Genomic DNA, 26058 nt, shown 5'->3' with positions numbered 1-26058 from the left:
CGGCCCACGGTCGTGACGTTCGGGCCGTTCAGCTGGCCGCAGCCGATGGCTCCGGCAGGTACGTCTGGTACTTCTTCTTGATCAACGAATTGTAGGCGTAACCCCAGATCCGGGTCCCCCGGAAGGTCCAGACCCGGCCGGCCCGGACATCCACGACGGCCGGCTGGGCCATCGCCCCGAAGCCGGACAGATTCAGCCGGTACGCCTGCTGGGTCAACGCCGTCGCCGCGGGGTCGGCGGCCTCCGTGACCAGGACCGGCAGCACGAGGACGCCCGACTGCACGCCGCGCCACTGGCCCTTGCGGTCCAGTCCGAGCCGCACCACGTCATCAACGAAGGTCCGCAGATCGCGCTCCTGCACCCGGTCCATCTTCGCGACGACCGTGAAGACGTGGATCCTGGCCAGCAGCCGAACCTGGGACCGGTAGCCGACCACGACCGGCGAGGCGCCGAGGCACTCATCGGTCACCGCGCAGCCGTCGGCCACCAGCCGTTGCCGAACCGTCGCCACGTAAGCATTTCGCGCTACCATCGCACGCTGGCCCCCTTACCGACTCGCCATCGATCGAGCATAGAAAGGTCGGCACCCGAAGGGCCGGTGTCTGCCCTTTCTCGCACTTCTTGGGGACCGCCTGCCGACCGGTCCCGGGCTGACGTGCCCGAACCGGAGGGCGAAAGCAGCCGTACCCTGGGCGGGTGACCGCCGCCGCCTCGCCCCCACCGGAGACCGTACTTGACCTGCCGACCTGGCAGGCCCGACGCCGGGCGCACCAGGAGCGGATCGACGGGTGGCTGGCCCCCCACCTGGCCCGCCGCCGCCGGGGCGAGAAGCATCCGGTGCAGGACTTCCTCTTCACCTACTACTCGCACCGGCCAGCCCGGCTCCGCCGCTGGCACCCCGGCGCGGGAGTGGTGCTGCGCGACGCGGACCCGGCCGACTTCGGGCCGGACTACCGCGCCGACGCCGCCGGCGCCACCCTCGACACCCCGGCGGTACGCGCCCGACGGGCCGAATCGATCACCTGGATCCGGGCCCTGTTGGCGGCCACGGCCGGCCGACCGGCACAGTTCGGCTGCTTCGGCATGCACGAGTGGGCGATGGTTTACCGGCAGACCCAGGACGAGGTCCGGCACAACGCTTGGCCGCTGCGGATGAGCCCGGCGCAGGTCGCCACGGTCGTCGAGGAGCGGGGAGTGCGGTGCAGCCACTTCGACGCGTACCGCTTCTTCACCGCGCCGGCCCGACCGCTGAACCTCCTCCAGCCGACCCGGGACAGCCAGCATGACCTGGAGCAGCCCGGCTGCCTGCACGCCAACATGGATCTCTACAAGTGGGCGTACAAACTCTCCCCGCTGGTGCCGTCCGAGTTGGTGGCGGAGTGCTTCGAACTGGCAGGGCAGATCCGCACCCTCGACATGCGTGCCTCGCCGTACGACCTGGCCGCCTTGGGCTACCCCCCGGTTGCGGTCGAGACCGCACCGGGACGGGTGGAGTACGCCTCCGCCCAGCGCGGTTTCGCCGAACGGGCCGCCCGGCTGCGCACCCGGCTACTGGACTCGATTGACCGGTGCGACATGTAGTGACGGAGGTGATACCTTTACCGCCGCCGTGCATGACCACTGCCTGAGGAGGTGAGTCCGATCAACGCTGTGACAGGTCGGGACTCCCTCCCCCGCATGGCCTAGGGAGCGCCCGCACAAGGCACCCTCGAAAGGCCCATATCGGCATGTCCATTCGCGAGGAATTCTTCTCCGTCAACGGCGTTCCCGCAGTCCGGTGGACCGCGGAGACTGACCCCACCACCGCCGGCCGCCCCCTGATCCTCATTGGCCACGGCGGTGGTCACCACAAAACCCACCCCGCCGTCCGCCACCGTGCCCACCACTTCGTACGCAACGGCTTCGCGGTCGTCTCGGTTGATGTCCCGAACCACGGCGACCGCCCGACCGACGACCACTACCAGCGCATGGCCACCGAGATTCGGACCCGCACCGAGTCCGGGGCAGAGCTGGCCCCGCTGCTCACCGCCTTCCATGCCCGAGTCGCCAAGCAGACCGTTGGGGAGTGGCAGGCCGTCCTGGACCACCTCGAATGCGGACCCGTCGGCTACTGGGGAGTCTCGCTGGGCTGCGGGCTCGGCGTGCCGTTCGTCGCCGCCGAGCCCCGGGTCCGCGCGGCGGTCCTCGGCCTGGGTGGAGCCACGGCCCCGGCGCTCCGGGAAGCCGCCGCCCAGATCACCGTACCGATCGAGTTTCTGGTCCAGTGGGACGACGAGCGAGTGCCCCGCGAGCAGAGTGTGGCCCTCTTCGACGCGTTCGGCTCCGCCGACAAAACCCTGCACGCCAATCCGGGGCGGCACGGCGACCGGCTCCCCGAACACGAGCTGGACAGCGCGGTCCGGTTCTTCACCCGGCACCTGACGCCGCCGGTGACCGGCGCCGCCGAAGCGGCGCCACCCGCTGGCTGACCCGGCTGATCCGGTCAGTCGCCGTCGACGCGGCGGTCCCGCTTGCGTTGGGACCGCCGCTTCTTCTCGGCCAGTCGACGCTCCTTGGCGGCGCGGGAGGGCCGGGTCGGGCGACGACGCTTCGGTGGCGGTGCGATCGCCGCACGGAGCAGCGCGGCCATCCGCTCCCGGGCGGCCTCCCGGTTGGCGAGTTGGGCGCGGTGCTCGCTGGCGGTCACGGTGAGAACGCCGTTGACGAGTCGCCCGGCGAGGCGGTCGAGGGCCCGGGCCCGCAGCGGGTCCGGGAGCCCCGGTGAGGCAGCCAGATCGAAACTCAGCTCCACCCGGGAGTCGGTCGTGTTGACCCCCTGGCCGCCGGGCCCGGACGACCGGGAGAAGCGTTCCCGCAGCTCGGCCTCGGGCACCACCCAGCGATCGTGCACCCGCAGCCCACTGTCCACGCTTCCGAGGCTAGCGCCTGGGCCCCGGTACGCACCGGGCAGGCGGGTGCACCGGGCAGGCGGGGGCGTTCCGGGTCCGGCCCCGCCTGACCTCAGCCCCCCTTACCGATGATCGTGTCGGCGGTCTGCTGCACCTGATCGATCGGGATGGCGAACCCGATCCCGATCGAGCCGTTACCGTCGATCGTGGCGATCGCCGTGTTCACCCCGACCACCTCACCGCGGGCGTTCACCAGCGGCCCGCCGGAGTTCCCCGGGTTGATCGAGGCATCGGTCTGTACCGCCGTGTGCCGGTTGTCACCGAGGCGCACCTGCCGGTCCACCGCGCTCACGATGCCGGCGGTCACCGTACCGGCGAGACCGAGGGGCGAGCCCACCGCCAGCACCGGCTCACCGACCCGGGTCGTCCCCGGCTTGGCCAGCGGCAACGCCGTCAGCCCCGCGGACGACGGGATCCGCAGTACCGCGAGGTCGCTGCCGGGCTCCCGGCCCGCCACCTCGGCGGCGAACCGTCGCCCGTCCGGCAACTCCACCGTCACCGAACCAGTTCCCCCCTTGGCCAGGATGTGGTCGTTGGTGATGATGTGCTGCTCGTCGTCGACGGCGAAGCCGGAGCCGGTCGCGGAGGCGCCGTCGTCGCCAGCGGCCAACACCGAGACCACTCCCGGGACGGTCTGCTCGGCGGCGGTCACCAGCTCCGCGGGGACCGCCGCGGCCGAGGCGGCTTCCGCACCGGGTGACCCGTCCTGGCTCGCCACCAGGCCACCGGCCGCGGCGCCGGAGACGCTGGAGATGGCCACCAGCGCCAACCCGAGCAGCAGCCGGTGCTGCCAGCGGCGCGCCCCGCCCGCCCGGGCCCAGCCGGACTCGTCCGGCCAGGGCCGCCCCTCCGGGCCCAGTTCGGGCGAGATGAACCAGGGGCCACGCGGTTCGCCCAGCCCGCTCTGCACTGCCATACCCACGCTCCTCGTGTCGATCGGCCACCTGCACCCAGCCACCCGGCGGGGCTCAGGGCAGGCGGGAGAACCAACGCATTGAGCCGGCCGCCGCTCCGAGCGCGAAGACCAGGCTGAGGCCGATGAACCGGGCCGAGACGTCCTGCCGCTTGGTGCGGTACCCCACCGAGCTGCCGATGTCGTCGTATACCGCGCGCAACTCCTCGACGCTGACCGCCTCGTGGAACTGTCCGCCGGTCTCCCGGGCGACCGCGTCGAGGGTCTGCCCGTCGACCGGCACCTGGATCGGCCGGCCGCCCCGGTCCACGTAGCCGGAGGCGGTGCCGAAGGCGATGGTGTGCACGGGGACCTCCATCTCCACCGCGTCGGCCGCCGCCTCCATCGGGTCCATACCGGAGGTGTTGGCCCCGTCGGAGAGCAGCACGATTCGGGCCGGCGGCGGGTCCGTCGCCGCCTCCCCGTCCAGCGCCTTCACCGCTCCGAGCGAGGTGTTGATCGCCTCTCCGATCGCGGTGCCCTGCACCCCGGTCGCCCCCTCGAGCAGCCGATCGATCCCCTCGTCCAGCGCCTCCCGGTCGGTGTCCGGCGGCACCAGGACAGCGGCGCTGCCGGCGAAGGCGACCAGGCCCACGTTGAACTCGTCGGGGAGACCGTCCACGAAGCGACGGGCCGACTCCTTGGCGGCGCTGAGCCGGTCCGGCTCCACGTCCCCGGCGAGCATCGAGGTGGAGACGTCCACCGCCACCATCACGGTCGCCCGTTCCCGGGGAACCCGCACCTCGGCGGTGGGCCGGGCGAAGCCGACCACCAGTAACGCCAGCATCGCCAGGAAGAGCCCGGCCGGCACGTGCCGGCGCCAGGCCGGTCGCTGTGGTGCCACCCGGTCCAGCAGCCGCAGGTTCGTGAACCGCACCGCGTACTGGCTCCGGCGACGCTGTAGCAGGACGTAGCCGGCGACCAGTCCGAGCACGGCGAGCAGCAGCCACAGCCGGGTCGGCGACAGCCAGATCACCCGCCACCTCCCCTCCCGGCGGGGACCCCGACGGTCGCCAGCCGGCGTTGTTGGTGCACGTGCCGCACGATGTCGGCGACCCAGTCCCGGTCGGTCCGCAGCGGCAGGTGCGCCGCACCGCCACGGCGGAGCGCCTGGCGTACCTGGTCCCGCTGGGCGGCGGCCGCCGCGGCGTACCGCTGGCGCAGCCCGGGGTCGCCGGTCCAGACCTCCCGCCGCCGGCCGCTCTCCGGGTCCACCAGGGTGACCAGGCCAACGTCGGGCAGCTCCCACTCCCGCGGGTCGGTCACCTCCACGGCGAGCACCTGATGCCGAACGGCGAGCCGCCGCAGGAGCTGCTCCCAGGGGGCGGGCTGCCCGGGCGATTCGGGGAGGCCGTCCAGGAAGTCCGAGATCACCACCACCAGCCCGCGGCGGGTCGCCACCCGGCGTAGGCCGTCCAGCGCGGTGGCCAGGTCGGGGGGCGCGAGCGGTGCGGTGTCCTGGTCGTACCCGCCGTGCCGGGGAGCGGCCAGCAGCATTCGAAGCAGCCCGAAGAGATGGGTACGGCCGCTGCCGGGAGCGTGGCGGCGGAGTCCGGTCGGAGTGAGCACCGACGCGCCGAGCCGGTTGCCCACTCCGGCGGTGAGGAAGCCCACCGCCGCGACGGCGGCTACCGCGAGTTCCCGCTTGTCCAGCTCGGCCGTGCCGTACTCCATACTGACGCTGGCGTCTACCAGGAGCCAGGTGGTGAGTTCCCGGTCGGCGTCGAGCTGACGCACGTGCGGCACGGTGGTCCGCGCGGTCACCGCCCAGTCCATCCGGCGGACCTCGTCCTCACCGGGCCGGTACTCCCGACTGCCGGCCGGTTCGCTGCCCGGCCCGGGGAGCAGCCCTTGGTACTGGCCGTGCAGCAGGCCGTCGAGCCGCCGGGTCACGGCCAGCTCGAGCCGGCGGAGCCGCCGGTCCCCGGCCAGGTCGGTCAGGCCGGGGTCCGGCGGCACCGGGCCAGCGGGCCGACCGCGCCACTTCACGCCGCCGCCAGGTTGGGCGCGGCCTCGGTTACCCCGGCGACCCGGGGCGGCGGTACCGCGTTGACCAGCCGCCGGATGACCGACTCGGCCGACACTCCGTCGGCGACCGCGTCGAAGGAGAGGACCAGCCGGTGGGCGAGCACGTCGGGGGCCAACTCGCGGACATCTTCGGGCAGCACGTACTCCCGGCCACGCAGCAGGGCCTGGGCTCGGGCGGCGGCGACCAGGCCGAGGGTGGCGCGGGGACTCGCCCCGTAGGTGAGCAGCGGGGCGACGTCGGGCAGGCCGAACCGGACCGGGTCCCGGGTGGCCAGGATCAGCCGGACCACGTACTCGGCGAGCGCGTGGTGCACGAAGACCCGACTCGCCCGGGCCTGGAGGTCGAGCAGCCGTTGCGGGTCGAGCACCGGCTGGGCTGTCGGCCGGTCGCTGCTCATCCGGTAGAGGATGGCGAGTTCGTCGGCGTCGCTCGGGTAGTCCACCGTCACCTTCATCAGGAACCGGTCTCGCTGCGCCTCCGGCAGCTGGTACACCCCCTCGGACTCGATCGGGTTCTGGGTGGCCAACACCAGGAACGGCGCCGGGACCTCCCAGCTCCGCCCGCCGATCGAGACCTGGCGTTCGGCCATCGCCTCCAGCAGCGCGGACTGCACCTTCGCCGGAGCGCGATTGATCTCGTCGGCGAGGACCAGGTTGGCCATGACCGGACCCAGCTCGACATCGAACGTCTCCCGGGACGCCCGATAGACACGGGTGCCGACGATGTCGGAGGGAACCAGGTCGGGAGTGAACTGGATGCGGGAGAAGCTGCCGCCGACGACGGTGGCGAGGGTCTGCGCGGCAAGCGTCTTCGCGACGCCGGGCACCCCTTCCAGGAGGCAGTGTCCGTCGGCGATCAGTGCGGTGAGTAGGCGTTCCACGAGCCGGTCCTGCCCAACGATCACGCGCTGGACCTCGGCGAGAGTCTGTCGTAGCTCGGTGCCAGCTGCGTCGGGATCGACCGAGCTGGGCTCGGGGGCCAAGGTGTCCGAGATGTCCGTCACGGTGCTTGCTTCCCGCGCCAACCGCCGGCAAACCTCGGACTTAACGCACTGGATGGCCTAATTCCCCTCGATACTGGACAAAGAACCTATTGAACGCCGAATACCTGCACCAGCTGCGGCCCAGGGGTTGGGCAGGCCGGTGTGCCCTAGGCTGCGGGCGTGACGGAGACAGGTACCCCCCTTCGGCGGCCGACAGCTTTGACCGTGGCCGGTTGGCTGGCCGTCACACCGGGTGCCGCCTGGGCGGCCGTCCGCCTGCTCGGCCTCGACCACGGGCCCCTCGTCCAGCTACTGGCCTTCACCCCGTACGCCGCCGCGGCCAGCCTGCTGCCCCTGATCCTGCTCCTCGCGTTGCGCCGCTGGCGGCCGGCGGCCGTGGCGGCGGTGACGACCGTGGCGCTGGTCGCCGTGGTGGCACCGCGGACGTTCGCATCCACCCCGCCGGCCGCCACCGGCCCGCCGGTACGGCTGCTGACCGCCAACCTGCTGGCCGGCGCCGCCGACGCCGAGGCACTGGTTGACCTCGTCCGCCGGCACTCGGTGGAGGTCTTGGCAGTACAGGAGTTCACCCCGGCCACCGCGGCCGAGTTGGACCGGTTGGGGCTCGACCAGCTCCTGCCGTACCGGGAACTACACCCCGCCGAGGGGACCCCCGGCTCCGGGCTGTACGCGCGCTACCCGATCAGCGGGGGCGGCGTCCGGCACAGCAGCAACGGCTGGGGCTTCCGCCAGACCTACGGAACGATCCTCGTCCCGGCGGCACCGCCGGTCCAGGTCGAGTCGGTGCACCCCTCCGCCCCGTACGCGCTCGACCAAGTCGGAAACTGGCGCCGGGACCTCGCCGCCCAACCCCCCGCCACCCCGGACGGACAGCTACGCATCCTCGCCGGCGACTTCAACGCCACCCTCGACCACGCCCCGCTGCGCGCCCTGCTGGACACCGGGTACGTGGACGCGGCGGACGCTGCCGGGACCGGGCTCACCGGCACCTGGGGGCCGTACGACGGTGACCTGATTCCGCCGGTGACCATCGACCACGTACTGGTGGACCGACGGATCGCGGTCGCGTCCACCGCGGTCTACGCGATCCCGGGCAGCGACCACCGCGCGGTCTTCACCGACCTCCGTCTCCCGCCGGCCGGTTGAGTCAGGACCGCCCGCCCTGGGCCTGGTCCAGCCCGTAGGTCAAGGCGTCGACCAACGCGTCCCAACTCGCCTCCACCACGTTCGGGTGCACGCCCACCGTGGTCCAGTCCCGACCGTTGCGATCCGACGTCTGCACCAGCACCCGGGTCACCGCCCCGGTGCCGTGGCTGCCCGCCAGAATCCCCACCTTGTAGTCGGCCAACTCGAAGCCGCGCAGCTCGGGGTAGTGCCCGACCAGACCAGTGCGCAGCGCCTCGTCGAGCGCGTTGACCGGGCCGTTCCCCTCCGCGGTGGCGATCACCCGCTCGCCGCGTACCCGGATCTTGACGGTCGCCTCGGAGACCACCGCGCCGTCCTCGCGGTGCTCGACCAGGATCCGGTAGGACTCCAGGGTGAACGGTCGGGGCGGCGCCGCGTCCGGCAGCTCGGAGCGGACCAGCAGCTCGAACGAGGCGTCGGCGGCCTCGAACGACCAGCCCTCGGCCTCCAACTCCTTGACCCGCTTGGTGACCCGGTCCAGCGTCTCCGGGTGGTCGGCCAGGTCGAGGCCCAGCTCCCGGCTCTTGAGTTCGATGCTGGCCCGACCGGCCATCTCGGTGACGAGGATGCGCATCCGGTTCCCCACCAGCTGCGGCTCGATGTGGTTGTAGAACAACGGATCCACCTTGATCGCACTCGCGTGCAGCCCCGCCTTGTGGGCGAAGGCTGCCGCCCCGACGTACGCCTGGTGGTCGTCGGGGACGATGGTGGCGAGTTCGGCGATGCCGCGGGACACCCGCACCATCTGCTCCAGGCAACCCTCGGGTAGGACTGGCAGCCCGAGCTTGAGTTGCAGGTTCGCCACCACGGCGAAGAGGTCGGCGTTGCCGGGTCGCTCGCCGTACCCGTTGGCGGTGCCCTGCACGTGCCGCACGCCCGCCTCCACCGCGGCGATGGTGTTGGCGACCGCGCAGGCGGTGTCGTCCTGGGTGTGGATGCCGAGTTGCTCGGCCGCCACCTCCAGCCGGGCGGTGAGGTCGGCGATCACGGCGGTGACCTGGGATGGAAGCATGCCACCGTTGGTGTCACAGAGCACGAACCGCTCGGCACCGGCGGCGAGTGCGGCCCCGACCACCGACGAGGTGTACCCGGGGTCGTCGCGGTAGCCGTCGAAGAAGTGCTCCCCGTCGACGAAGACCCGCCGCCCCTGCGCCACCAGGTGCGTCACGGTGTCGTGGACCATCGCCAGGTTCTCGTCGGCGGTGGTGCGTAAGGCCCCCCGCACGTGCCGCAGGTCGGCCTTGGCGACCAGCGTGACGGCAGGGGTCTCGGCGGCGAGCAGGCTGCGCACCTGCGGGTCGTCGTCGGCCTGTCGGCCGGCGCGCCGGGTGGCGCCGAAGGCCACCAGCACCGCATGGCGCAGGTCGAGTTCGGTACGGGCCCGGCGGAAGAACTCGGTGTCCTTCGGTACCGCGCCCGGCCACCCTCCCTCGATGAAGCCCACCCCGAACTCGTCGAGGAGCCGGGCCACCGCGAGCTTGTCGGCCACCGTGTAGCTGAGCCCCTCGCGCTGGGCGCCGTCACGCAAGGTCGTGTCGTAGACCTGGAAGGTCATCAGGATCCTCTCTGCGGCAACAAAAAGACCCCCCACGAACGTGGGAGGTCTGCGCGCTCGGCGGACGGGAGGCCGGCGCGCTAACGGCGAATAATCAGGACGGTGTGGTGCACAGAGCTCACTGTGCCAGTCACGGGCCCGGTGGGGCAGCCGAATCCGCATTCCGGGACGACTTTCGGAGGTCGTCGGCGTCGATGGCGGTCGGTTCCGCGGCACCGTCCTCCCCGTCGTGGCGGCGGTGTACCCAGCCCGACACCGGGTACCAACCCCGCGTTGGCCTGACGCCGGCCCCAGGGGGAAGGAGGCGCCATGGCACGGCGCGACGCACATCCGGCCCGTCCGGCGCCGAGCCCACCCGGCACCGGCGGTCCGAGCAGCGGCTCCGACGGCCAGCCCGGCAACGCCTTCGACCCGTGGCGCTACCGCGCCGACACCGCCGTGACCGACCTCGACCTGGCGGGCTACCAGGTCGAGGCGAGTGACGGTGGAATCGGGAAGGTGGACCAGGCCAGCCACGCGGTCAACTCCAGCTACCTCGTGGTGGACACCGGCCCGTGGTTCTTCGGCCGCCGGGTCATGCTCCCCGCCGGCACCGTAAACCACGTCGACCACAACAAGCGGAAGGTCCACGTCGACCGGAGCAAGGACCAGATCAGGGCCGCGCCGGAGTACGACGAGACCGCGGACACCGATCCGGCGTACCGGGACCGGCTCGGTGGCTACTACAGCGACACGTACTCGGCCATCCCACCGGGCACGGCCCGAAAGGGGTGATCGATGGGACACCTTCGGCACGCACGCTTCAGCGCGGAGCCGCAGCGACCGACGCCGGTTGCGCCGGACCGGACGGGAGTACCCGCATCGTGCGCAGCGGCGAGAAAAAGATCGGGACCCAGGCCACGGCCATCCCGATCGTGCCGCACCACAACGCCGCACGCAGCGACCCGTACTCCCCGACGAAACCGGCGAGCACCGAACCGATCGGCAGCGCGCCGGAGAGTACGAAACGCATCGTGGCGTTCATCCGGCCCAGCATCCGGTCCGGGGTGATGGCCTGCCGGAAGCTCACCAACAGCACGTTGTCGATCGACGCCTTCGCCATCATCAACAGGTAGGCCAGCGCGGCGAGCCACAGCCAGACACCCCGATCGGCGAAGGGCAGCAGAAGGTAGACGGGTGCTATGCCGGCCGCGGCGACGGTGAGGGTCCGCCCGTAGCCGAAACGCGACGCGAGGCGCCGGGCAGCCATCGTGCCCAGGACCGCGCCGACCCCGCCCACGGCGAAGAAGACGCCGACCAGCCCTTCCGGCAGCCGCAACTCCCGGACGATCAGCAACGGAACGATGACGAGAACTACCGTGGCCGCCAGGTTCACCAGCGCTCCGGCCGCGGCGACGGCGCGCAGTGCGGGCTGCCCGGCGACGAAACGCAGGCCCTCACCGATCTCCCTTCCCAGCTGCCCGGAACCACCGGAGAGGCGAGGTGCCGGCTCGGGAGTACGGATCAGCCACAGGCAGAGGAACGACCACAGGTACGTGACCGCGTCGATGGCGATCGCGACCGGCGCTGTCAACACCTGCACGAGCGCACCACCGGCTCCTCTGCCGGCGATCCGGGAGACTGCTTCGGTGCCGGCGAGGCGGGCGTTACCGGCGACTAGGCCTTCGCGCCCCACCACGGTCGGGAGATAGCTCTGCGCCGCCACGTCCGAGAAGACCCGACCTATCCCTACCAGGAAGGCGACGACGAAAAGCTGCGCCAGCGTGAGGATCCCCCACCACCACGCCAACGGCACCCAGGCCAGCAGGAGGAAGCGAACGAGGTCAACGCCGAGTAGGACCGGACGTCTACGCATCCGATCAATCCACACTCCGGCGGGCAGGCCGATCAGCAGGAAGGCGGCGGTGGTGGCCGCGTTGAGCAGGCCGACCTGCTCTGCACCGGCGTCCAGGGCCACGATCGCCGCCAGCGGGAAGGCAACGTAGCTGATCTCGCTGCCGAGCCGGCTCACCGCCGTGCTCGCGAAGAGCAGTTCGAAGTCTCGGTTCGCCATGTCGAGAGCATGGTGCGAATGGGCCGCCAGCTCGATAGATTCAGCTGGACCTAAATCCAGGAGTGCGATGCTGACCATTGGGTTCTCCGCACATGACCTCGCGGTGATGCGGTTCGCGTTCTCGCCGATGCAGGAGATCGTGGCGAGCGTCCGGGTGCTGAAGGACCCGGCGGCACACGCCCTGCACCTGCCATGGGTCAACCGGGTCGCACCCCGGGTGGCAGCGGCGGCGGGGGCATTCGACCTGCTGTTCGCCCTGGTACCAGTACCGAGCTGGTATATCCCCGACTTCGTCACGCCTCCCCCGACCACGCCGGTTCCCGACCTGGAGACCGAGCTGGCGAACCTGCGCCGGACCAGCGGAGAGCGGGTGCGCACGGACCTGAAAAGGTTGGAGACACTGCTGGATTCGGTGCCACCGGGCACGTTGACCAGTTCGGACCTCGCTCGGGAAGAAACGGGCAACGCCGAGCTGGGCGCCTTCTGCCGGGACCCGGCGGCGGGCCTGGCCCGCCTCGCCGACCAAATGCGCGGCTACTGGGAACTGGCCGTCAGCCAGTACTGGCCCCGGCTCCGCAGCCTGCTGGCGGCCGACGTGGTCCACCGAGCCCGAAGTCTGGCCAACGGGGGCGCGGTAAGCCTCTTCGCCGACCTGGCGCCCTCCGTGAGCTGGCGCGACAACCTACTCTCGGTCGCCCACCCGCGGTTCACCGGTCACCGCCAACTCGACGGCGAGGGCTTGTTGCTCGTCCCGTCGGCGTTCGTGTGGCCGACCGTCTTCTCCAGCACCCTGCCACCTTGGCAGCCGACCCTGACCTATCCCGTGCGGGGCGTGGCGACCCTGTGGGAGAAACGGACAGCCGCGACCGTCCCCGCACTCGCGCACGTGCTCGGCCGGTCGCGGACCCGACTACTGCTGGAGCTGGAGGTGCCGGCCTCCACGACGGAGTTGGCCTACCGCACCGGGCTGAGCCCGGGGGCCGTGTCGCAGCACCTGAGCCGATTGCGTTCCGCCGGCCTGGTGAACGCCGCGCGCAGTGGTCGCCTGGTGCTGTACTTCCGGACCGATGCGAGCGAGATCCTGCTGACCGGAGTACCCACCTGACGCCTAATTGGTAGGACCACAGGCGCCGGGTCTACCGCTACCGTGTCAGGGTGGATCCCCTCGAAGTAAATCAATTCGACAGTCTGTTCAACTTCCGCGACGTCGGCGGGCCCACCGGCCACGACGGGCGCATCGTCCGAAGTGGCCGGCTCTTCCGCTCGGACACCCCGCACCGACTAGCCGGCGCCGACCGGACGGCGTTCGCCGCGTTCGGCGTCCGCACCGTGCTCGACCTACGCCGACCACACGAAGTGGACCGAGACGGCCGGATCCCGGACTTTGCGGGGCTGACCTGGCGGCACATCCACCCAGAACACGCCGAATGGGCCAACACCCCGTACCAGCCCGGTGTCGACCTCGCCCGCTACCTCGCCGACCGGTACGCCGACCTGGCCTCGACCGGCACCGCGGGCCTGGCCGCCGCGATCGGGCTGATCGCGGACGAGACCAACGCCCCGCTCCTGGTGCACTGCGTCGCCGGCAAGGATCGAACCGGCGTTGTCTGCGGTCTCACCCTGGCCGTGTTGGGCGTCTCCGACGCTGACATCGCCACCGACTACGCGTTGAGCACCGCGGCCGGCGAGCGCTTCCGGGCCTGGTTCGCCACGACGGGCGAGACGTTGCACCCTGCGCTGCCGCCGCTGGGCTGCCCCGAGGAGGCGATGCTGCTGTTCCTCGCCGAACTGCGCGACCGCTACGGCACGGTCGAGGGATACCTGCGCCACGCGGGCGTCACCGACGCCCAGGTGGCCGCGCTCCGCGACCACCTGCTGGAGTAGCCGCACACCTCAGAGCACGTGGTGGACCCAGTTCTGCGGATCCGCGGCCTTGCCCCGCTGAATGTCGACGAGTTGCTGGCGCAGGGCCATGGTGACCGGGCCGGTTTCACCGCCACCGATGCGGAACTCACCATCGGGAGAGCGGACCGCGCCGACCGGATTGATCACCGCGGCCGTGCCGCAGGCGAAGACCTCGCGGAGTCGACCGCTCGCCGCGTCGGCCTGCCAGTCGGCGAAGGCCACCGGCTGCTCCGCCACCCGGTGGCCGGCGGCGGCGGCGAGCGTGAGCACCGACTCCCGGGTGATGCCGGGCAGGATGGTCCCGGTCAGCGGCGGGGTGACCAGGGTGCCGTCGTCGTAGACGAAGAAGAGGTTCATCCCGCCCAGTTCCTCGACGAAGCGGCGCTCCACCGCGTCCAGGAAGACGACCTGGTCGCAGCCGTGCTCGATCGCCTCCGCCTGGGCCACCAGCGAGCTGGCGTAGTTGCCGCCGCACTTGGCCGCGCCGGTACCCCCGGGCGCGGCCCGGGTGTAGTCCGGCGAGGCCCAGACGGTCACCGGCTTCACCCCACCGGAGAAGTACGCACCGACCGGGGAGGCGATCACCGCGTAGAGGTATTCGTTGGCGGGCCGCACACCGAGGAAGACCTCGCTGGCGAACATGAACGGCCGCAGGTAGAGGCTGCCGTCCTCCCCCTCGGGGATCCAGTCCCGGTCCACCTCGATCAGCCGCTGCAGCGAGTCGACGAAGGCCTGCTCGGGGAGGGGGGGCATCGCCATCCGCCGGGCGGACGCGGCGAACCGGGCGGCGTTGGCGTACGGCCGGAACATCGTCACGCCGCCGCTGGCGGTGCGGTACGCCTTCATACCCTCGAAGATTTCCTGGGCGTAGTGCAGGACCGCGGCGGCCGGGTCCATCGGGATCGGCGCCCGTGCCTCGACCCGGGCGTCGTACCAGCCCTTCCCGGCGGCGTAGCGGATAGTAACCATGTGGTCGGTGAAGACCCGTCCGAAGCCGGGGTTGGCCAGCAGCGCGCCCCGGTCCGCCGCGGATACCGGCGCGGAATTCGGACGGATCTCGAACTCGAGCTTGTCACCACCGCTCATCGCGCTGACCTCCCTGGAATGGATGATGACGGCATGCGGCCCCGCGTGCCGAGCTGGTGCGAGCAAACTTACCCCGAACGGTCGTTCAGCGGGTAGCGGCATCCGCAGCGGCCCGCTCCGACGGGCGCACCGGCCGCCGGATCGCGGTACGGGTGGCTCGTCCCGGCCGCCCACCGGGAGGGCTGGGTTGTCGACCACCTACCCACCGTGACCGAACGCGGGCCGCGGCGGTGGCTGACGGTTCAGCCGGCCGCGTAACCTGCCAGCCGATCGCCGACCTCGGCGGTGCGGATCGGCGCACCCGGCGCCCGCCCGGCCAGCTCTGCCGCCACCGCGGCGGTGATCCGGGCTGCCGGCTCGGCGTGACCGAGTTGGTCGAGCAGGAGCGCGGCGGAGAGGACCGCTGCCACCGGGTCGGCCAGATCGCGACCGGCGATGTCCGGCGCGGAGCCGTGCACCGGCTCGAACATCGACGGGTACGCGCGCTCCGGGTTGATGCTGCCGCTGGCCGCGAGCCCGATTCCGCCGGTGGCGGCGGCGGCGATGTCGGTGAGGATGTCACCGAAGAGGTTGTCGGTGACCAGCACGTCGTATCGCTGGGGCTGGGTCACCAGGAACATCGCTGCGGCGTCGACATGCTGGTATTCGGTGGTCACGTCCGGGTGCTCGGCGGCGACGTCGGCGAAGGCACGGGCCCAGAGCGAGCCGGCGTGGGTGAGCACGTTGGTCTTGTGTACGAGGGTGACCTTGCGCTGTTCCCGCCGTTCCGCCCGGTGGAACGCGTCTCGGATCACCCGCTCGACGCCGTGCCGGGTGTTCAGGCTCTCCTCGGTGGCGATCTCGGCCGCGGTACCGCGGTGCAGTGCGCCGCCCGCGCCGGCGTACAGCCCCTCGGTGCCTTCGCGGACCACCACCAGGTCGACCTCGCCGGCTTTGACGCCGCCGAGGGGGCTGCTCGTGCCGGCCCAGAGCCGGGCGGGGCGTAGGTTGACGTACTGGTCGAAGGCGAACCGCAGCCGCAGCAGCAGGCCCCGCTCCAACACGCCGGGCGGGACGCTCGGGTCACCGACGGCACCCAGCAGAATGGCGTCATGCCCGGCCAGTTCCGCGAGGACCGAGTCGGGCAGCACCTCGCCGGTGCGGTGGTACCGCGCGGCGCCCAGGTCGTACTCGGTGGCCTGCACCTTCGGGAGCACCGCATCGATGACCTTGCGGGCCTGCGCGACCACCTCGGGGCCGATTCCGTCCCCGGCGACCACCGCGATCCGTGCCACGTCAACTCCTCCGCCTAGCTTGCTCGGCTCCGACCGTACGCCCTGGTCCCGAGCATCGGTACGACTCTTCCACTATTCGGGAAAACGGATGTACAGGAGGCTTCCAGGTGACATTCATTCAGCGGTGATCTCCGCTGCCTATCCTGATCAGCAGCGGGGGCGACGGGCCACATACCAGGGCCCACACCAAGACCGCGGCGCAACGGGGCCGTCGGCCGGGAGGCGGGATGAGAATGAGGATCGACGAACAGCAACGCAGCCACTGGAGCGGCTCGTCGCTACTCCGCCCACAGCCGCGTCCGGACCTTCGCCTCGGCGGCAACCAGCGGCGGGTCGACGGAGCAGGTCCGGCAACCGGGGAACGGATCGCCGTCGCACACACCGTCCGCACCACCATCGCCGAATACACGTTGCTGTTCAACGCACCGGACTGGCTGGGCCGCCGGGGCGTCAGCGCGGCGCTTCGAGACGCCGTCGCGGAGCTACGCGCGATCGACCTGGCCTACGGACCGAACCGGCCGGAGAGCCTGGTCTCCCGGTTACGGCGGGGGGAGGTCAGCCCCGAGTCGTACCCGCCGCTGACCGACCTGGTAGACCGCTGCACCGCGATGCGGGCCGCGACCGACGGCTGGTTCGACGCCTGGGCGGTGCCCGGCGGCTTCGACCCGGGAGGACTCCTGGGTGGCTGGGCAGTAGAACAGGCCGCTACCCGGTTGCGGGCCGGGGGCATCAACGACTACGCCGTGCTCACCGGCGCCGACCTCGTCGTACGTGGGCACGCCGCGCACGGGGGACCGTGGCGGGTGGCCGTACACCACCCCACCAACCGGCGCCACGCACCGCTGGTGTTGGAGATGACCGCCGGCGCGATCGGCACCTCCGGGGTGACCGGACGACGGGGACACGTGGTGGATCCGCACACCGGGGAACCCGCCGACCAGTTCATCGCCGCCACCGTCGTCGGACCGGACCTCGCCGTCGCCGACGCCTACGCCACCGCGCTCTACGCCGCCGGCCCGGTCGGCCTAGCCTGGTTCCACAGCGGAACGGACTATCGAGTCCTGCACGCTCACCGCCACTGATTGCCACTCCGGGGCGCCATCCGTGCCCCGGCCGCAGCGGGGGTCACGATCGGCCCCCACGGTTTCGGCAACTACCGTGAGGGCCGGTCAGCGACGATTGCGCGTGGCTCGCGCATCCGAGGGGTGCGGACCAGCAGGGCCGGACGTCAACCTCGTCACCCGAAGACGGGACCACGTCACGGAATCAACCAGTAACCGCATCAGTACGCTAGCGAATTGCCACAACTCCACGCAAGAGGCTCCACTGCCGACTCTCCTGAAAGGAGAATCGGCAGTTCGGGGAAGGGCGATTTCGACACGGCAACCGACAACTGGCACGCTGTCCGCCGTGAGTTTCGATCTAAGCGTGTGGGCCCTGATACCCGGGGCAACGCCCGAGGACGTACGAACAGCCGTACAGCGGTGCCGGGTAGGCCAGCACACCGATCGCCAACCTGATCCCCGGGTCGTCGGCTTCTATCGGGCGATCACCGCCGCGTACCCGGAGCGACCGGACCTGACGGACACCCCCTGGGCGTCGACACCGCTACACACCGCCAGCGACCACATCGAACTGAACCTGCATCCGACCTGCGCGGACCAGGTGCTGCTGGACATCGAGCGACTGGCCGGCGAACACCAACTGATGCTCTTCGACGTCCAGGACGGCTCGGTCTATCCACCGCCCCAACACACCGACGGCTGACCAGACCGGCACGCGGCCCGTGCCCGGTACCGCCCACGCCACGGAGGGCCCGCCGGGCAGGCCGAGCCCTCCGTGGCTCGCGATCACTCCTCCCGCAGGTCAGCAGCGCTGGCCGAGGTCGCACCGACCGAACCGGCGACCGAGGTGAGCAGATCGGCGCCGAGCGCCTGGTCAACGGTGAGGGTCATCAGCGTCTCCCCACCAGCCTCCCGGCGGGCCACCTGCATTGCGGCGATATTGACGCCGGCCTCCCCGAGCAGGGTGCCGACCGCACCGACCACACCGGGCCGGTCGGCGTAACGGAGAAAGACCAGGATGCCCTCCGCCCCGATCTCCACGTCGAAGCCGTCCACCTCGGTCAGCTTGTTGACGTCCCGGGCACCGGTGACGCTGGTGCCGGAGACGCTCACGGTCCGGCCGTCCGGCAGGGCACCACGGATGGTGACCAGCAGCGCCTCCTCAGCCGTCTCGGGCCTGGTGACCAGCGACACCTCCACCCCGCGCTCGGCCGCCAGGTGCGGGGCGTTGACGTAGGTGACCTGCTCCTCCACCACCGAGCTGAACAGCCCCTTGGTCGCCGCGAGCTTGAGCACCGAGACGTCGTTGCTGACCACCTCGCCCCGCACGTCCACGGTCACGCTCGCGGCGATCCCACCGGCCACCGCGGTGAAGGCCCGGCCGAGCTTCTCGGCCAGCGGCAGCAACGGCCGGACGTCCTCGGCGACCACGCCACCGGTCTGTACGTTCACCGCGTCCGGCACGAACTCGCCCTGCAACGCCAGCTTCACACTGCGCGCCACGGCGAGGCCCGCCTTGTCCTGCGCCTCGTGCGTGGAGGCGCCCAGGTGTGGGGTCGCCACCACGTTGTCGAAGGCGAACAGCGGCGATGAGGTGCAGGGCTCCTTGGCGTACACGTCAACGCCGGCCCCGGCGACCCGCCCCTCGGCGATGGCGTCCGCGAGGGCCTGCTCGTCCACGAGGCCACCCCGCGCGGCGTTGACGATCCGCACCCCGGGCTTGACGATCGCCAGCTCCTTCTCCCCGATCAAACCCACCGTCTCCGCCGTCTTCGGCAGGTGGATGGAGATGAAGTCGCTCTGGCGCAGCAGCTCATCCAGGCCGACGAGGCGGACGCCGAGCTGCGCCGCCCGCGCCGGCTGGATGTAGGGGTCGTAGGCGATCAGCCGGGTACCGAACGCGGCGATCCGCTGTGCGAAGAGGACACCGATGCGCCCCAGGCCGACCACCCCGACGGTCTTGCCCTGCACCTCCACCCCGGTGTACTTCGACCGCTTCCACTCCCCCACCTTCAGCGCCGTGCTGGCGCTGGCGGTGTTCCGCGCGACCGCCAGCAGGAGGGCGACCGCCTGCTCGGCCGCGGAGACGATGTTGGAGGTGGGGGCGTTGACGACCATGACGCCGCGGGTGGTGGCCGCCGGCACCTCGACGTTGTCCAGGCCGACGCCGGCCCGGGCGACCACCTTGAGTCGTGGTGCCGCGGCGATCGCCTCGGCGTCGATTCGGGTCGCACTGCGGACAATGACCGCGTCCGCCTCGGAGAGCGCCGAGAGCAGGGCCGGACGGTCGGTGCCATCCACATGTCGGACGTCGAAGTCGTGGGCGAGCACCTCGATGGCGGCGGGAGCGAGTTCTTCGGCGATCAGTACGACGGGATTCATTGGTCCTCTAAATGTCGTCTAAAGCGGTCGGCCGGGCGGCGGGGGCAGCACTGCGCCCCGCCGGCAGTCCAGCCATGGCCGTCAGGTGCCGGCTACGGGCACCTAACAGGGATCGTAGGGGGCCGATCGGGGCCGGCGCTCCGGTGATCAGGGTGAGTGCCCTCACAGCGACCGCCCGGCACGGCCAACTGCACATCCGTCGTCGGTGCCGGAGCGCAACCGCCGGACGCCCGGGACCCGACGCCGGGGAGGGAGAGCGTCAGGTCACGGGCGCACGCGGTCCCCGGAGAGTCCCGCACCGGGGCGCCCGGGAGCTTCCTGGGTCAGGCGGTCTCGGTGATGGGCCGGTCCACCCAGCTCATCATGGCCCGCAGCTTGCCGCCGGTCTCCTCGATCGGATGTGCCGCGCCCTCCGCCCGCCACTTGGCGAAGTTGGGGCGGCCGGCCTCGTCCTCGGCAACCCACTCCCGGGCGAACTCACCGGACTGAATCTCGCCCAGGATCGCCCGCATCCGCTCCTTGACCCGGGAGTCGATGACGCGGGGGCCACGGGAGAGGTCGCCGTACTCGGCCGTGTCCGAGATGCTGTACCGCATCCGGGCGATGCCGCCCTCGTACATGAGGTCCACGATGAGCTTCAGCTCGTGCAGGCACTCGAAGTAGGCCACCTCGGGGGCGTAGCCGGCCTCGGTGAGCACCTCGAAGCCGGTCTGCACCAGCGCCGCCGCACCGCCACAGAGCACCGCCTGCTCGCCGAAGAGGTCGGTCTCGGTCTCCTCGGTGAAGGTGGTCCTGATGGCGCCGGCCCGAGTACCGCCGATGGCCTTGGCGTACGCCAGGGCCAGGCCGAACGCGCTACCGCTGGCGTCCTGCTCGACGGCGACCAGGCAGGGCACGCCCTTGCCGTCGACGTACTGCCGACGGACCAGGTGGCCGGGGCCCTTCGGGGCGATCATCGCCACGTCCACCTCGGCCGGCGGCGTGATCAGCCCGTACCGGATGTTGAATCCGTGCCCGAACAGGAGCGCCTTACCCGCGGTGAGGTGCGGCGCGATCGACTCGGTGTAGAGGGTGCGCTGGGCCGTGTCCGGCGCCAGGATCATGATGATGTCGGCCTCGGCCGCCGCCTCGGCCGGGGTCTGCACCCGTAGCCCCTGCTCCTCCGCCTTCGGCCGGCTCTTCGACCCGGCGGGCAGACCGATCACCACCGCGACACCGGAGTCGCGCAGCGACAGCGCGTGGGCGTGGCCCTGACTGCCGTACCCGATCACGGCGACCGTGCGGCCCTGGATCAGACCCAGGTCGGCGTCGTCGTCGTAGAACACCTCAATGCTCATGGAACTTCCCTTTCGTACGGCCGCGCCCGGCGGCCGATCGGAGATCTGGTGGGGTACGGATCAGGCGGCCCGAAGCGCCGGGCCGGCGGTGATGGAGCGGGACCCACGGCCGATGGCGACCGTGCCGGACTGCACCATCTCCTTGATCCCGAAGGCCTCGAGGTCCCGGAGCAGGGCGGCCAGCTTGTCCGGGGTGCCGGTCGCCTCGACGGTCAGCGTTTCCGGGGCGACGTCCACGACCCGGGCGCGGAACAGGTTCACCGTCTCCAGCACCTGACCGCGCGCGCTGCGGTCCGCGCGGACCTTCACCAGCAGCAGTTCCCGGGCCACCGACACCTGGGGGTCCAGCTCAACGATCTTGATTATGTTCACCAACTTGTTGAGCTGCTTGGTGACCTGCTCCAGCGGGGAGGAGTCGGCGTTGACCACAATGGTGATCCGGGAGACATCCGGGTTCTCGGTCTCCCCCACGGCCAGACTGCCGATGTTGAAGCCACGCCGGGAGAAGAGCCCGGACACCCGGGCCAGGACCCCGGGCTTATTCTCCACGAGTACGGAGAGCGTATGCATGGTCACGGTGATGCCTTCCTCGTCTGGTTCTCCCGACCCCTGCGGTGCCCGGTGTGGTGGGCCATGACTACACCTCGTCCTCATCGAAGACCGGCCGGACCCCGCGGGCAAACATGATCTCGTCGTTGCTGGTGCCGGCGGCGACCATCGGCCACACCATGGCGTCCTTGCCGACCACGAAGTCGATGACCACCGGGGCGTCGTTGATGGACATCGCGGCCTCGATCGTCCGGTCGACGTCCTCCGCTGTCTCACAGCGCAGCCCGACGCAGCCGAGCGCCTCGGCGAGCTTGACGAAGTCCGGAATGCGATGCTTGTGGGTACCGAGATCGGTGTTGGAGTAGCGCTCCCCGTAGAAGAGGGCCTGCCACTGCCGCACCATGCCGAGATTGCCGTTGTTGATCACGGCGATCTTGACAGGTATCCCTTCCAGGGCACAGGTCGCCAGCTCCTGGCTGGTCATCTGGAAGCAGCCGTCGCCGTCGATCCCCCAGACCACCGTCTCCGGCCGACCAACCTTGGCGCCCATCGCCGCCGGCACCGCGTACCCCATGGTGCCGAGGCCGCCGGAGTTCAACCAGGTGCGGGGCTTCTCGTACGAGATGAACTGGGAAGCCCACATCTGGTGCTGGCCCACACCCGCCACGTACACCGCCTCCGGGCCGACGATCTCGCCGAGCCGGCGGAGCACGTACTGCGGGGAGAGCGTGCCGTCGGCCGGATCGTCGTACCCCAGCGGGTAACGCCTGCGCAGCTCCTGCAGCTGGGACCACCAGTCGTCGAGGTCAGGCCGGTGACCGGCCGACTGCTCGACGGTGACCGCGCCGACCAGTTCGTCGATGACGTGCCGGGCATCCCCCACGATCGGGACGTCCGCGTGCCGGTTCTTGCCGATCTCGGCCGGGTCGATGTCGGCGTGCACCACGGCCGCGTCGGGAGCGAACGAGTCCAGCTGGCCGGTCACCCGGTCATCGAACCTCGCCCCCAGCGCGACGATCAGATCCGCCTTCTGCAGACCGTGGACCGCCGCGACCGTACCGTGCATGCCGGGCATGCCCAGGTGCTGCGGGTGCGAGTCGGGGAACGCCCCGAGCGCCATCAGGGTGGTGACCACCGGAATTCCGGTCAGCTCGGCGAGCTGGCGCAGCCCGTCGGTCGCGCCGGCCTTGAGCACCCCGCCACCGACGTAGAGCACCGGCCGGCGGGCGATGGCCATCAGCCGGGCCGCCTCCCGGATCTGCTTTCCGTGCGGGTGCAGCGTCGGCCGATAGCCGGGTAGATCTAGCGTCGGTGGCCAGGCGAAGACGGTTGACGCCTGGAGGACGTCCTTGGGGATGTCCACCAGCACCGGGCCGGGCCGGCCGGTCGCGGCGAGGTGGAACGCCTCGGCGAGCACCCGCGGCAGCTCCTCGGCGCTCTGGACCAGGAAGTTGTGCTTGGTGATCGGCAGCGTGATGCCCTGGATGTCCGCCTCCTGGAAGGCGTCCGTCCCGATCGACGGCCGGGCGACCTGGCCGGTGATCGCCACCAGCGGCACCGAATCCATGTACGCGTCGGCGATCGGCGTCACCAGGTTGGTCGCGCCGGGCCCGGAGGTGGCGACACAGACGCCGACCCGCCCGGTCGCCTGCGCGTACCCGGTCGCCGCGTGTCCAGCACCCTGCTCGTGCCGGACCAGGATGTGCCGGACGGTGGAGTCGTACAACGGGTCGTAGGCCGGCAGGATCGCGCCGCCGGGGATGCCGAAGATGACCTCGACGCCGAGCGCTTCGAGAGAACGCACGAGGGACCCGGCACCGGAGACCTGGGCGGGGGCGGAAACGGGAGTGCGTACCGCCGGGACGGTCGGCGTGGCCGTCCCGCGGGGCCGGTCGGCGTCGCGGGCCTGCTCGACGGCCGCGCGGGCCCGCCGGGCGGAGTTGGCGAGGGTCTCGGGTGTGGGTCTCGTCATGGCGGTTCAGGCCTTCGGCTGGAGGGTGCGGTGGGTTCTGCGGTGGAACGCCGGCGGGGTGCCCGACGGGATCTGACGGCAACAAAAAAAGCCCGCGTGCGGGATGCACGGGGCCAGCGCACTCTCAGTGGGAGAGTGCGCTCAGGTAAGTACTCGCAGCGACCGATACGACGACATGGGGAACAGCATGACGGATCTCAAGCAATGAGTCAACCAGTCCCATATGCTGGTTAACGGATCGGTCGGAATTCCCCACCTCGGGACAGTCGACGCCACCGACCCGGTCCCCGTGCCGACCCAACCCCGCTCCGGCCCAGCCAGTTCGACCCAGCCAGTTCGACCCGACCCGCCCGACCTGGCCAGACGAAGCTCAGGCTGCTCCGACCGGCACCGGCTACTTCGACCGGGCTACTCCGGCACCGGCTGTCCGGGCCCGGGCCGGGGCAACGGCCGCCGGGGCGGCGGCGGGCCGGAGGCCAGCACGGGCGGCACCGACATGGCGACCGGCGGGGCGTGCGACGAGGTGGCCGCCTCCAACATCGCCTCCAGGTGCTCGGCCGGCACCCCCCAGCCGAGGAGCGCGCCCTGGCCGAAGTGGCAGCCCGCGGCGACCACTTCGGCCAGCTCGGTCGGAGTCGTAACCCCCTCGGCGATAACCCCCAGACCCAACTGATGGCCAAGCCGCATGACAATGTCGACCATCGGGGCGAACGCCGGGCCGTCGGCATCCACCGGACGAACCGGCTCATGCCCGGCGACGAGACTGTGGTCGATCTTGAGAATGTCGAGCGGAAGCCGCCGAAGCTGGCCGAGGGAGGAGTAGCCGGCGCCGAAGTCGTCCAACGCGATCCGAACCCCGGTACGGCGCAGCGCGGTCAACCGCCGGATCAGCTCGTCCAAGTCGGTGGCGACGGCGTGCTCGGTGACCTCCAGCACCAGGCGCTGCGGCGGAACCCGATGTGCGCGCAGTGCGTCAGCGACCTGAACAACGTAGGCCGGGGCGTGTAGCTCTCGAGGAGAGACGTTGACCGACACCCACACGTCGTGCCCGTCGGCAAGCCAACGGGCGAGCTGCTGGCAGGCCTCGTCCAACACCCACGCCCCCAGCTTGGCGATCATGCCGCACTCCTCGGCGAGCGGGATGAACTCATCCGGGCGGACCGCACCCAGCTCCGGATGGCGCCATCGGAGCAACGCCTCGGCACCGACCGGGCGCACCGACGGCAGCGACGCCACCGGTTGGAACACCAGCCGCAGCTCGTCGCGTTCGATCGCCCCCCGCAGCTCGTGCTCAAGCGTGGCCCGTCGGCTCAACAGCTGGTCGTAGGAGACGTCGTACCGCTCGATCCGGTTCTTGCCGCGCTGCTTGGCGTAGCGCAGGGCTAGGTCGGCGTGGCGCAGCAGCAGCTCGACGTCGGGTTGGCGGGCCCAACCGGCGATGCCGATGCTCGCTGAGAGGAAGACGGGCCCCTCGGGCAGTTCGTACGCGGCCGCCACCGCCCCGAGGAGTTGCTCCCCCCGCTGATCGAGGGCGGCCGGCGAGCCGGGCAGCAGGACGGCGAACTCGTCCCCGCCGAGTCGGGCCGCCAACTCGCCGGAGCCCAGGGCGGCGCGTAGCCGCCGGCCCACCTCGGCTAGGACGGCGTCCCCGGCGTCGTGACCGCGCACATCGTTGACGTTTTTGAAGCCGTCCAGGTCGAGCAGGAGCAGGACGCACGGGGTGCCCTGCTCCGCGCATCGGTGCAGGGCCCGCAGCAGTCCCCGCCGGTTCGCCAGGCCGGTCAGGGCGTCGGTGTGCGCCAACTCCCGGAAGTGCGCCTCCCCCTCGACCAGCCGGCGCGCGTACCGGCGGACATCGTGCAGGGTCAGGTACTGCCGGGCGACCAGGGCGAAGACCTCGATGCTGACAGCGGCCACGCCGCACGGGTCGAAGCTGCCATCCTGGAGAAAGTGGTACGCCGCCGCGCCCGCCATCACCAGGATCGGCAGGACGGCGTGCTCACCTTCGCGACGGGTCGGGTCGATGTCCGACCGGCAGGGACGATCGCACCCATGAAGCATCAGGGCCACGGTCAGCAGGCCGGCGACGGCCACTGTCGCGCCACCGAACGCCAACCCCGCCTCAGCCTTCAGCAGCCCGGCGGCAACGCCGAGCCCACCGAGGGCCGTCGCGGCGGAACCCGCGCCGAACGCGGCGAGGCGGCGCCGCGGCGACGAGACCCGAAACACCACGACGGTGGCGAGGCCCGCGATCAGCGCCGCGCTGGCGGTGGCGAGCAGGATCGGCGCACCGACCGCCGGAGCGGATCCGAGTAGGCGGGTCGGCTCGACGAGGAGCACCCAACCCACGAACCAGAGCGCGGTAGCGATGATCACACCATCCAGCAACAGCCGGGTGGCCACGCCGATGGTCGGGGCCATGCCGGGGAGCCGGAGCAGCCCGGCCCCGAAGAGCAGCCCGCTGGTCGCGGCGACCAGGGCGACCACCTCGGCCCAGCCGACCGAAGGGACCAGCTCGGGCCGCCCGGCAGCGGTCAGCAGCACCGCCACGCCGGCCACGACCGCGACCAGTCCGATGACGGCGGCCACGGCGAGGAGGAGGAACGCTGCGGGCCGGCGGGCACCGCCCACCGCCGGGATGGCAGCCGGCTTGCGGGTGAACCCGCTGCGCACCGCGCCGCGAAACCGACTCGTGGGTAACAACACAGCCCAACTCTGCCGGATGAACGCGGGGTACGGGGGGTCGGGTTGCGCATCTGTTGGG

Annotated in this window: 23 protein-coding genes; 8 read left to right on the top strand and 15 right to left on the bottom strand. The window is 71.2% G+C overall.

The window, feature by feature from the left end; all coding sequences use genetic code 11:
- Positions 1–28: 28 nt before the first annotated feature.
- A complete protein-coding gene (locus SALPAC2_RS0122595) occupies positions 29–532 on the bottom strand; it encodes a hypothetical protein (protein ID WP_026185035.1) in 504 nt (167 codons plus the stop codon).
- A 164-nt stretch (positions 533–696) separates the two neighbouring features.
- Between SALPAC2_RS0122595 and SALPAC2_RS0122590 the strand changes: the two genes are divergently transcribed.
- Both SALPAC2_RS0122590 and SALPAC2_RS0122585 read left to right on the top strand, forming a co-directional pair.
- Positions 697–1581, top strand: coding sequence for a hypothetical protein (locus SALPAC2_RS0122590; RefSeq protein WP_018218898.1), 885 nt, complete (start codon positions 697–699; stop codon positions 1579–1581).
- A gap of 146 nt (positions 1582–1727) precedes the next feature.
- A complete protein-coding gene (locus SALPAC2_RS0122585; RefSeq protein WP_018218897.1) occupies positions 1728–2468 on the top strand; it encodes an alpha/beta hydrolase family protein in 741 nt (246 codons plus the stop codon).
- Positions 2469–2482: 14 nt separating this feature from the next.
- Here the strand turns inward: SALPAC2_RS0122585 and arfB are convergent, their stop codons facing one another.
- From arfB to SALPAC2_RS0122560, 5 genes are all read right to left on the bottom strand, one after another.
- Positions 2483–2908 carry an alternative ribosome rescue aminoacyl-tRNA hydrolase ArfB gene (arfB, locus tag SALPAC2_RS0122580; RefSeq protein WP_018218896.1) on the bottom strand — a complete coding sequence of 142 codons (426 nt, stop codon included), beginning with the start codon at positions 2906–2908 and terminating at the stop codon, positions 2483–2485.
- Between the two features lie 92 nt (positions 2909–3000).
- On the bottom strand, positions 3001–3864 hold the full coding sequence (locus SALPAC2_RS0122575) for a S1C family serine protease (RefSeq protein ID WP_018218895.1): 864 nt from the start codon (positions 3862–3864) through the stop codon (positions 3001–3003).
- Positions 3865–3916: 52 nt separating this feature from the next.
- Positions 3917–4876: a VWA domain-containing protein gene (locus SALPAC2_RS0122570; protein ID WP_018218894.1), complete on the bottom strand. Its 960-nt coding sequence runs from the start codon at positions 4874–4876 to the stop codon at positions 3917–3919.
- A complete protein-coding gene (locus SALPAC2_RS0122565) occupies positions 4873–5859 on the bottom strand; it encodes a DUF58 domain-containing protein (RefSeq protein WP_018218893.1) in 987 nt (328 codons plus the stop codon). The genes SALPAC2_RS0122570 and SALPAC2_RS0122565 overlap by 4 nt, the downstream gene beginning before the upstream one ends.
- A gap of 26 nt (positions 5860–5885) precedes the next feature.
- Positions 5886–6932: an AAA family ATPase gene (locus tag SALPAC2_RS0122560; protein WP_018218892.1), complete on the bottom strand. Its 1047-nt coding sequence runs from the start codon at positions 6930–6932 to the stop codon at positions 5886–5888.
- 204 nt (positions 6933–7136) lie between these two features.
- Here SALPAC2_RS0122560 and SALPAC2_RS0122555 point away from each other — a divergent pair, with 204 nt between their 5' ends.
- Entirely contained in the window at positions 7137–8078 is a 942-nt protein-coding gene (locus SALPAC2_RS0122555; RefSeq protein ID WP_026185033.1) for an endonuclease/exonuclease/phosphatase family protein, read from the top strand.
- Between the two features lies 1 nt (position 8079).
- Here SALPAC2_RS0122555 and cimA read toward each other — a convergent pair whose 3' ends face one another.
- The gene (gene cimA / locus SALPAC2_RS0122550; protein ID WP_018218890.1) at positions 8080–9672 is read right to left on the bottom strand and encodes a citramalate synthase; all 1593 of its coding nucleotides are present in this window, start codon (positions 9670–9672) and stop codon (positions 8080–8082) included.
- 309 nt (positions 9673–9981) lie between these two features.
- Here cimA and SALPAC2_RS0122540 point away from each other — a divergent pair, with 309 nt between their 5' ends.
- Positions 9982–10446, top strand: coding sequence for a PRC-barrel domain-containing protein (locus SALPAC2_RS0122540; protein ID WP_018218888.1), 465 nt, complete (start codon positions 9982–9984; stop codon positions 10444–10446).
- Positions 10447–10474: 28 nt separating this feature from the next.
- Here the strand turns inward: SALPAC2_RS0122540 and SALPAC2_RS0122535 are convergent, their stop codons facing one another.
- Complete coding sequence (locus SALPAC2_RS0122535) at positions 10475–11725, bottom strand: MFS transporter (RefSeq protein ID WP_018218887.1); 1251 nt, start codon at positions 11723–11725, stop codon at positions 10475–10477.
- Between the two features lie 67 nt (positions 11726–11792).
- Between SALPAC2_RS0122535 and SALPAC2_RS0122530 the strand changes: the two genes are divergently transcribed.
- Positions 11793–12830, top strand: a complete 1038-nt coding sequence (locus SALPAC2_RS0122530) for an ArsR/SmtB family transcription factor (protein WP_018218886.1) — start codon at positions 11793–11795, stop codon at positions 12828–12830.
- Between the two features lie 50 nt (positions 12831–12880).
- Positions 12881–13609: a tyrosine-protein phosphatase gene (locus SALPAC2_RS0122525; protein ID WP_018218885.1), complete on the top strand. Its 729-nt coding sequence runs from the start codon at positions 12881–12883 to the stop codon at positions 13607–13609.
- Between the two features lie 9 nt (positions 13610–13618).
- Here SALPAC2_RS0122525 and SALPAC2_RS0122520 read toward each other — a convergent pair whose 3' ends face one another.
- Positions 13619–14716 carry a branched-chain amino acid aminotransferase gene (locus SALPAC2_RS0122520; protein ID WP_018218884.1) on the bottom strand — a complete coding sequence of 366 codons (1098 nt, stop codon included), beginning with the start codon at positions 14714–14716 and terminating at the stop codon, positions 13619–13621.
- Positions 14717–14958: 242 nt separating this feature from the next.
- Positions 14959–15990, bottom strand: coding sequence for a 3-isopropylmalate dehydrogenase (locus SALPAC2_RS0122515; protein ID WP_018218883.1), 1032 nt, complete (start codon positions 15988–15990; stop codon positions 14959–14961).
- Positions 15991–16217: 227 nt separating this feature from the next.
- On the opposite strand from SALPAC2_RS0122515, the gene SALPAC2_RS0122510 reads away from it, so the two are divergent.
- Both SALPAC2_RS0122510 and SALPAC2_RS0122505 read left to right on the top strand, forming a co-directional pair.
- A complete protein-coding gene (locus SALPAC2_RS0122510; protein WP_026185032.1) occupies positions 16218–17072 on the top strand; it encodes an FAD:protein FMN transferase in 855 nt (284 codons plus the stop codon).
- Positions 17073–17400: 328 nt separating this feature from the next.
- Positions 17401–17757: a hypothetical protein gene (locus tag SALPAC2_RS0122505; protein ID WP_223874097.1), complete on the top strand. Its 357-nt coding sequence runs from the start codon at positions 17401–17403 to the stop codon at positions 17755–17757.
- A gap of 83 nt (positions 17758–17840) precedes the next feature.
- Here SALPAC2_RS0122505 and serA read toward each other — a convergent pair whose 3' ends face one another.
- The 5 genes from serA to SALPAC2_RS0122480 all read right to left on the bottom strand — a co-directional run bounded on the left by serA (position 17841) and on the right by SALPAC2_RS0122480 (position 25967).
- Complete coding sequence (gene serA / locus SALPAC2_RS0122500; RefSeq protein ID WP_018218880.1) at positions 17841–19436, bottom strand: phosphoglycerate dehydrogenase; 1596 nt, start codon at positions 19434–19436, stop codon at positions 17841–17843.
- Between the two features lie 323 nt (positions 19437–19759).
- Positions 19760–20773, bottom strand: a complete 1014-nt coding sequence (ilvC, locus tag SALPAC2_RS0122495) for a ketol-acid reductoisomerase (RefSeq protein WP_018218879.1) — start codon at positions 20771–20773, stop codon at positions 19760–19762.
- A 60-nt stretch (positions 20774–20833) separates the two neighbouring features.
- The gene (ilvN, locus tag SALPAC2_RS0122490; RefSeq protein WP_018218878.1) at positions 20834–21349 is read right to left on the bottom strand and encodes an acetolactate synthase small subunit; all 516 of its coding nucleotides are present in this window, start codon (positions 21347–21349) and stop codon (positions 20834–20836) included.
- A 61-nt stretch (positions 21350–21410) separates the two neighbouring features.
- Positions 21411–23294, bottom strand: coding sequence for an acetolactate synthase large subunit (locus tag SALPAC2_RS0122485; protein WP_018218877.1), 1884 nt, complete (start codon positions 23292–23294; stop codon positions 21411–21413).
- A gap of 408 nt (positions 23295–23702) precedes the next feature.
- On the bottom strand, positions 23703–25967 hold the full coding sequence (locus tag SALPAC2_RS0122480; RefSeq protein ID WP_018218876.1) for a putative bifunctional diguanylate cyclase/phosphodiesterase: 2265 nt from the start codon (positions 25965–25967) through the stop codon (positions 23703–23705).
- Positions 25968–26058: the final 91 nt, after the last annotated feature.

Origin of the sequence: Salinispora vitiensis (assembly GCF_000378825.1) — a bacterium.
Classification (GTDB): Bacteria; Actinomycetota; Actinomycetes; order Mycobacteriales; family Micromonosporaceae; genus Micromonospora; species Micromonospora vitiensis.
The sequence above is the reverse complement of the archived record's forward strand: the minus strand, read 5'-3'. Positions and strand labels throughout refer to the sequence as shown.

What these genes read in the sequence shown, in the direction of transcription:
- SALPAC2_RS0122510 (WP_026185032.1), top strand. Translation starts at nt 16,218, where the DNA reads ATGAGAATGAGGATCGACGAACAGCAACGCAGCCACTGGAGCGGCTCG.
- SALPAC2_RS0122520 (WP_018218884.1), bottom strand. Translation starts at nt 14,716, where the DNA reads ATGAGCGGTGGTGACAAGCTCGAGTTCGAGATCCGTCCGAATTCCGCG.
- SALPAC2_RS0122535 (WP_018218887.1), bottom strand. Translation starts at nt 11,725, where the DNA reads ATGGCGAACCGAGACTTCGAACTGCTCTTCGCGAGCACGGCGGTGAGC.
- SALPAC2_RS0122485 (WP_018218877.1), bottom strand. Translation starts at nt 23,294, where the DNA reads ATGACGAGACCCACACCCGAGACCCTCGCCAACTCCGCCCGGCGGGCC.
- serA (WP_018218880.1), bottom strand. Translation starts at nt 19,436, where the DNA reads ATGAATCCCGTCGTACTGATCGCCGAAGAACTCGCTCCCGCCGCCATC.
- SALPAC2_RS0122595 (WP_026185035.1), bottom strand. Translation starts at nt 532, where the DNA reads ATGGTAGCGCGAAATGCTTACGTGGCGACGGTTCGGCAACGGCTGGTG.
- SALPAC2_RS0122575 (WP_018218895.1), bottom strand. Translation starts at nt 3,864, where the DNA reads ATGGCAGTGCAGAGCGGGCTGGGCGAACCGCGTGGCCCCTGGTTCATC.
- SALPAC2_RS0122530 (WP_018218886.1), top strand. Translation starts at nt 11,793, where the DNA reads ATGCTGACCATTGGGTTCTCCGCACATGACCTCGCGGTGATGCGGTTC.
- cimA (WP_018218890.1), bottom strand. Translation starts at nt 9,672, where the DNA reads ATGACCTTCCAGGTCTACGACACGACCTTGCGTGACGGCGCCCAGCGC.
- SALPAC2_RS0122540 (WP_018218888.1), top strand. Translation starts at nt 9,982, where the DNA reads ATGGCACGGCGCGACGCACATCCGGCCCGTCCGGCGCCGAGCCCACCC.
- ilvC (WP_018218879.1), bottom strand. Translation starts at nt 20,773, where the DNA reads ATGAGCATTGAGGTGTTCTACGACGACGACGCCGACCTGGGTCTGATC.
- SALPAC2_RS0122585 (WP_018218897.1), top strand. Translation starts at nt 1,728, where the DNA reads ATGTCCATTCGCGAGGAATTCTTCTCCGTCAACGGCGTTCCCGCAGTC.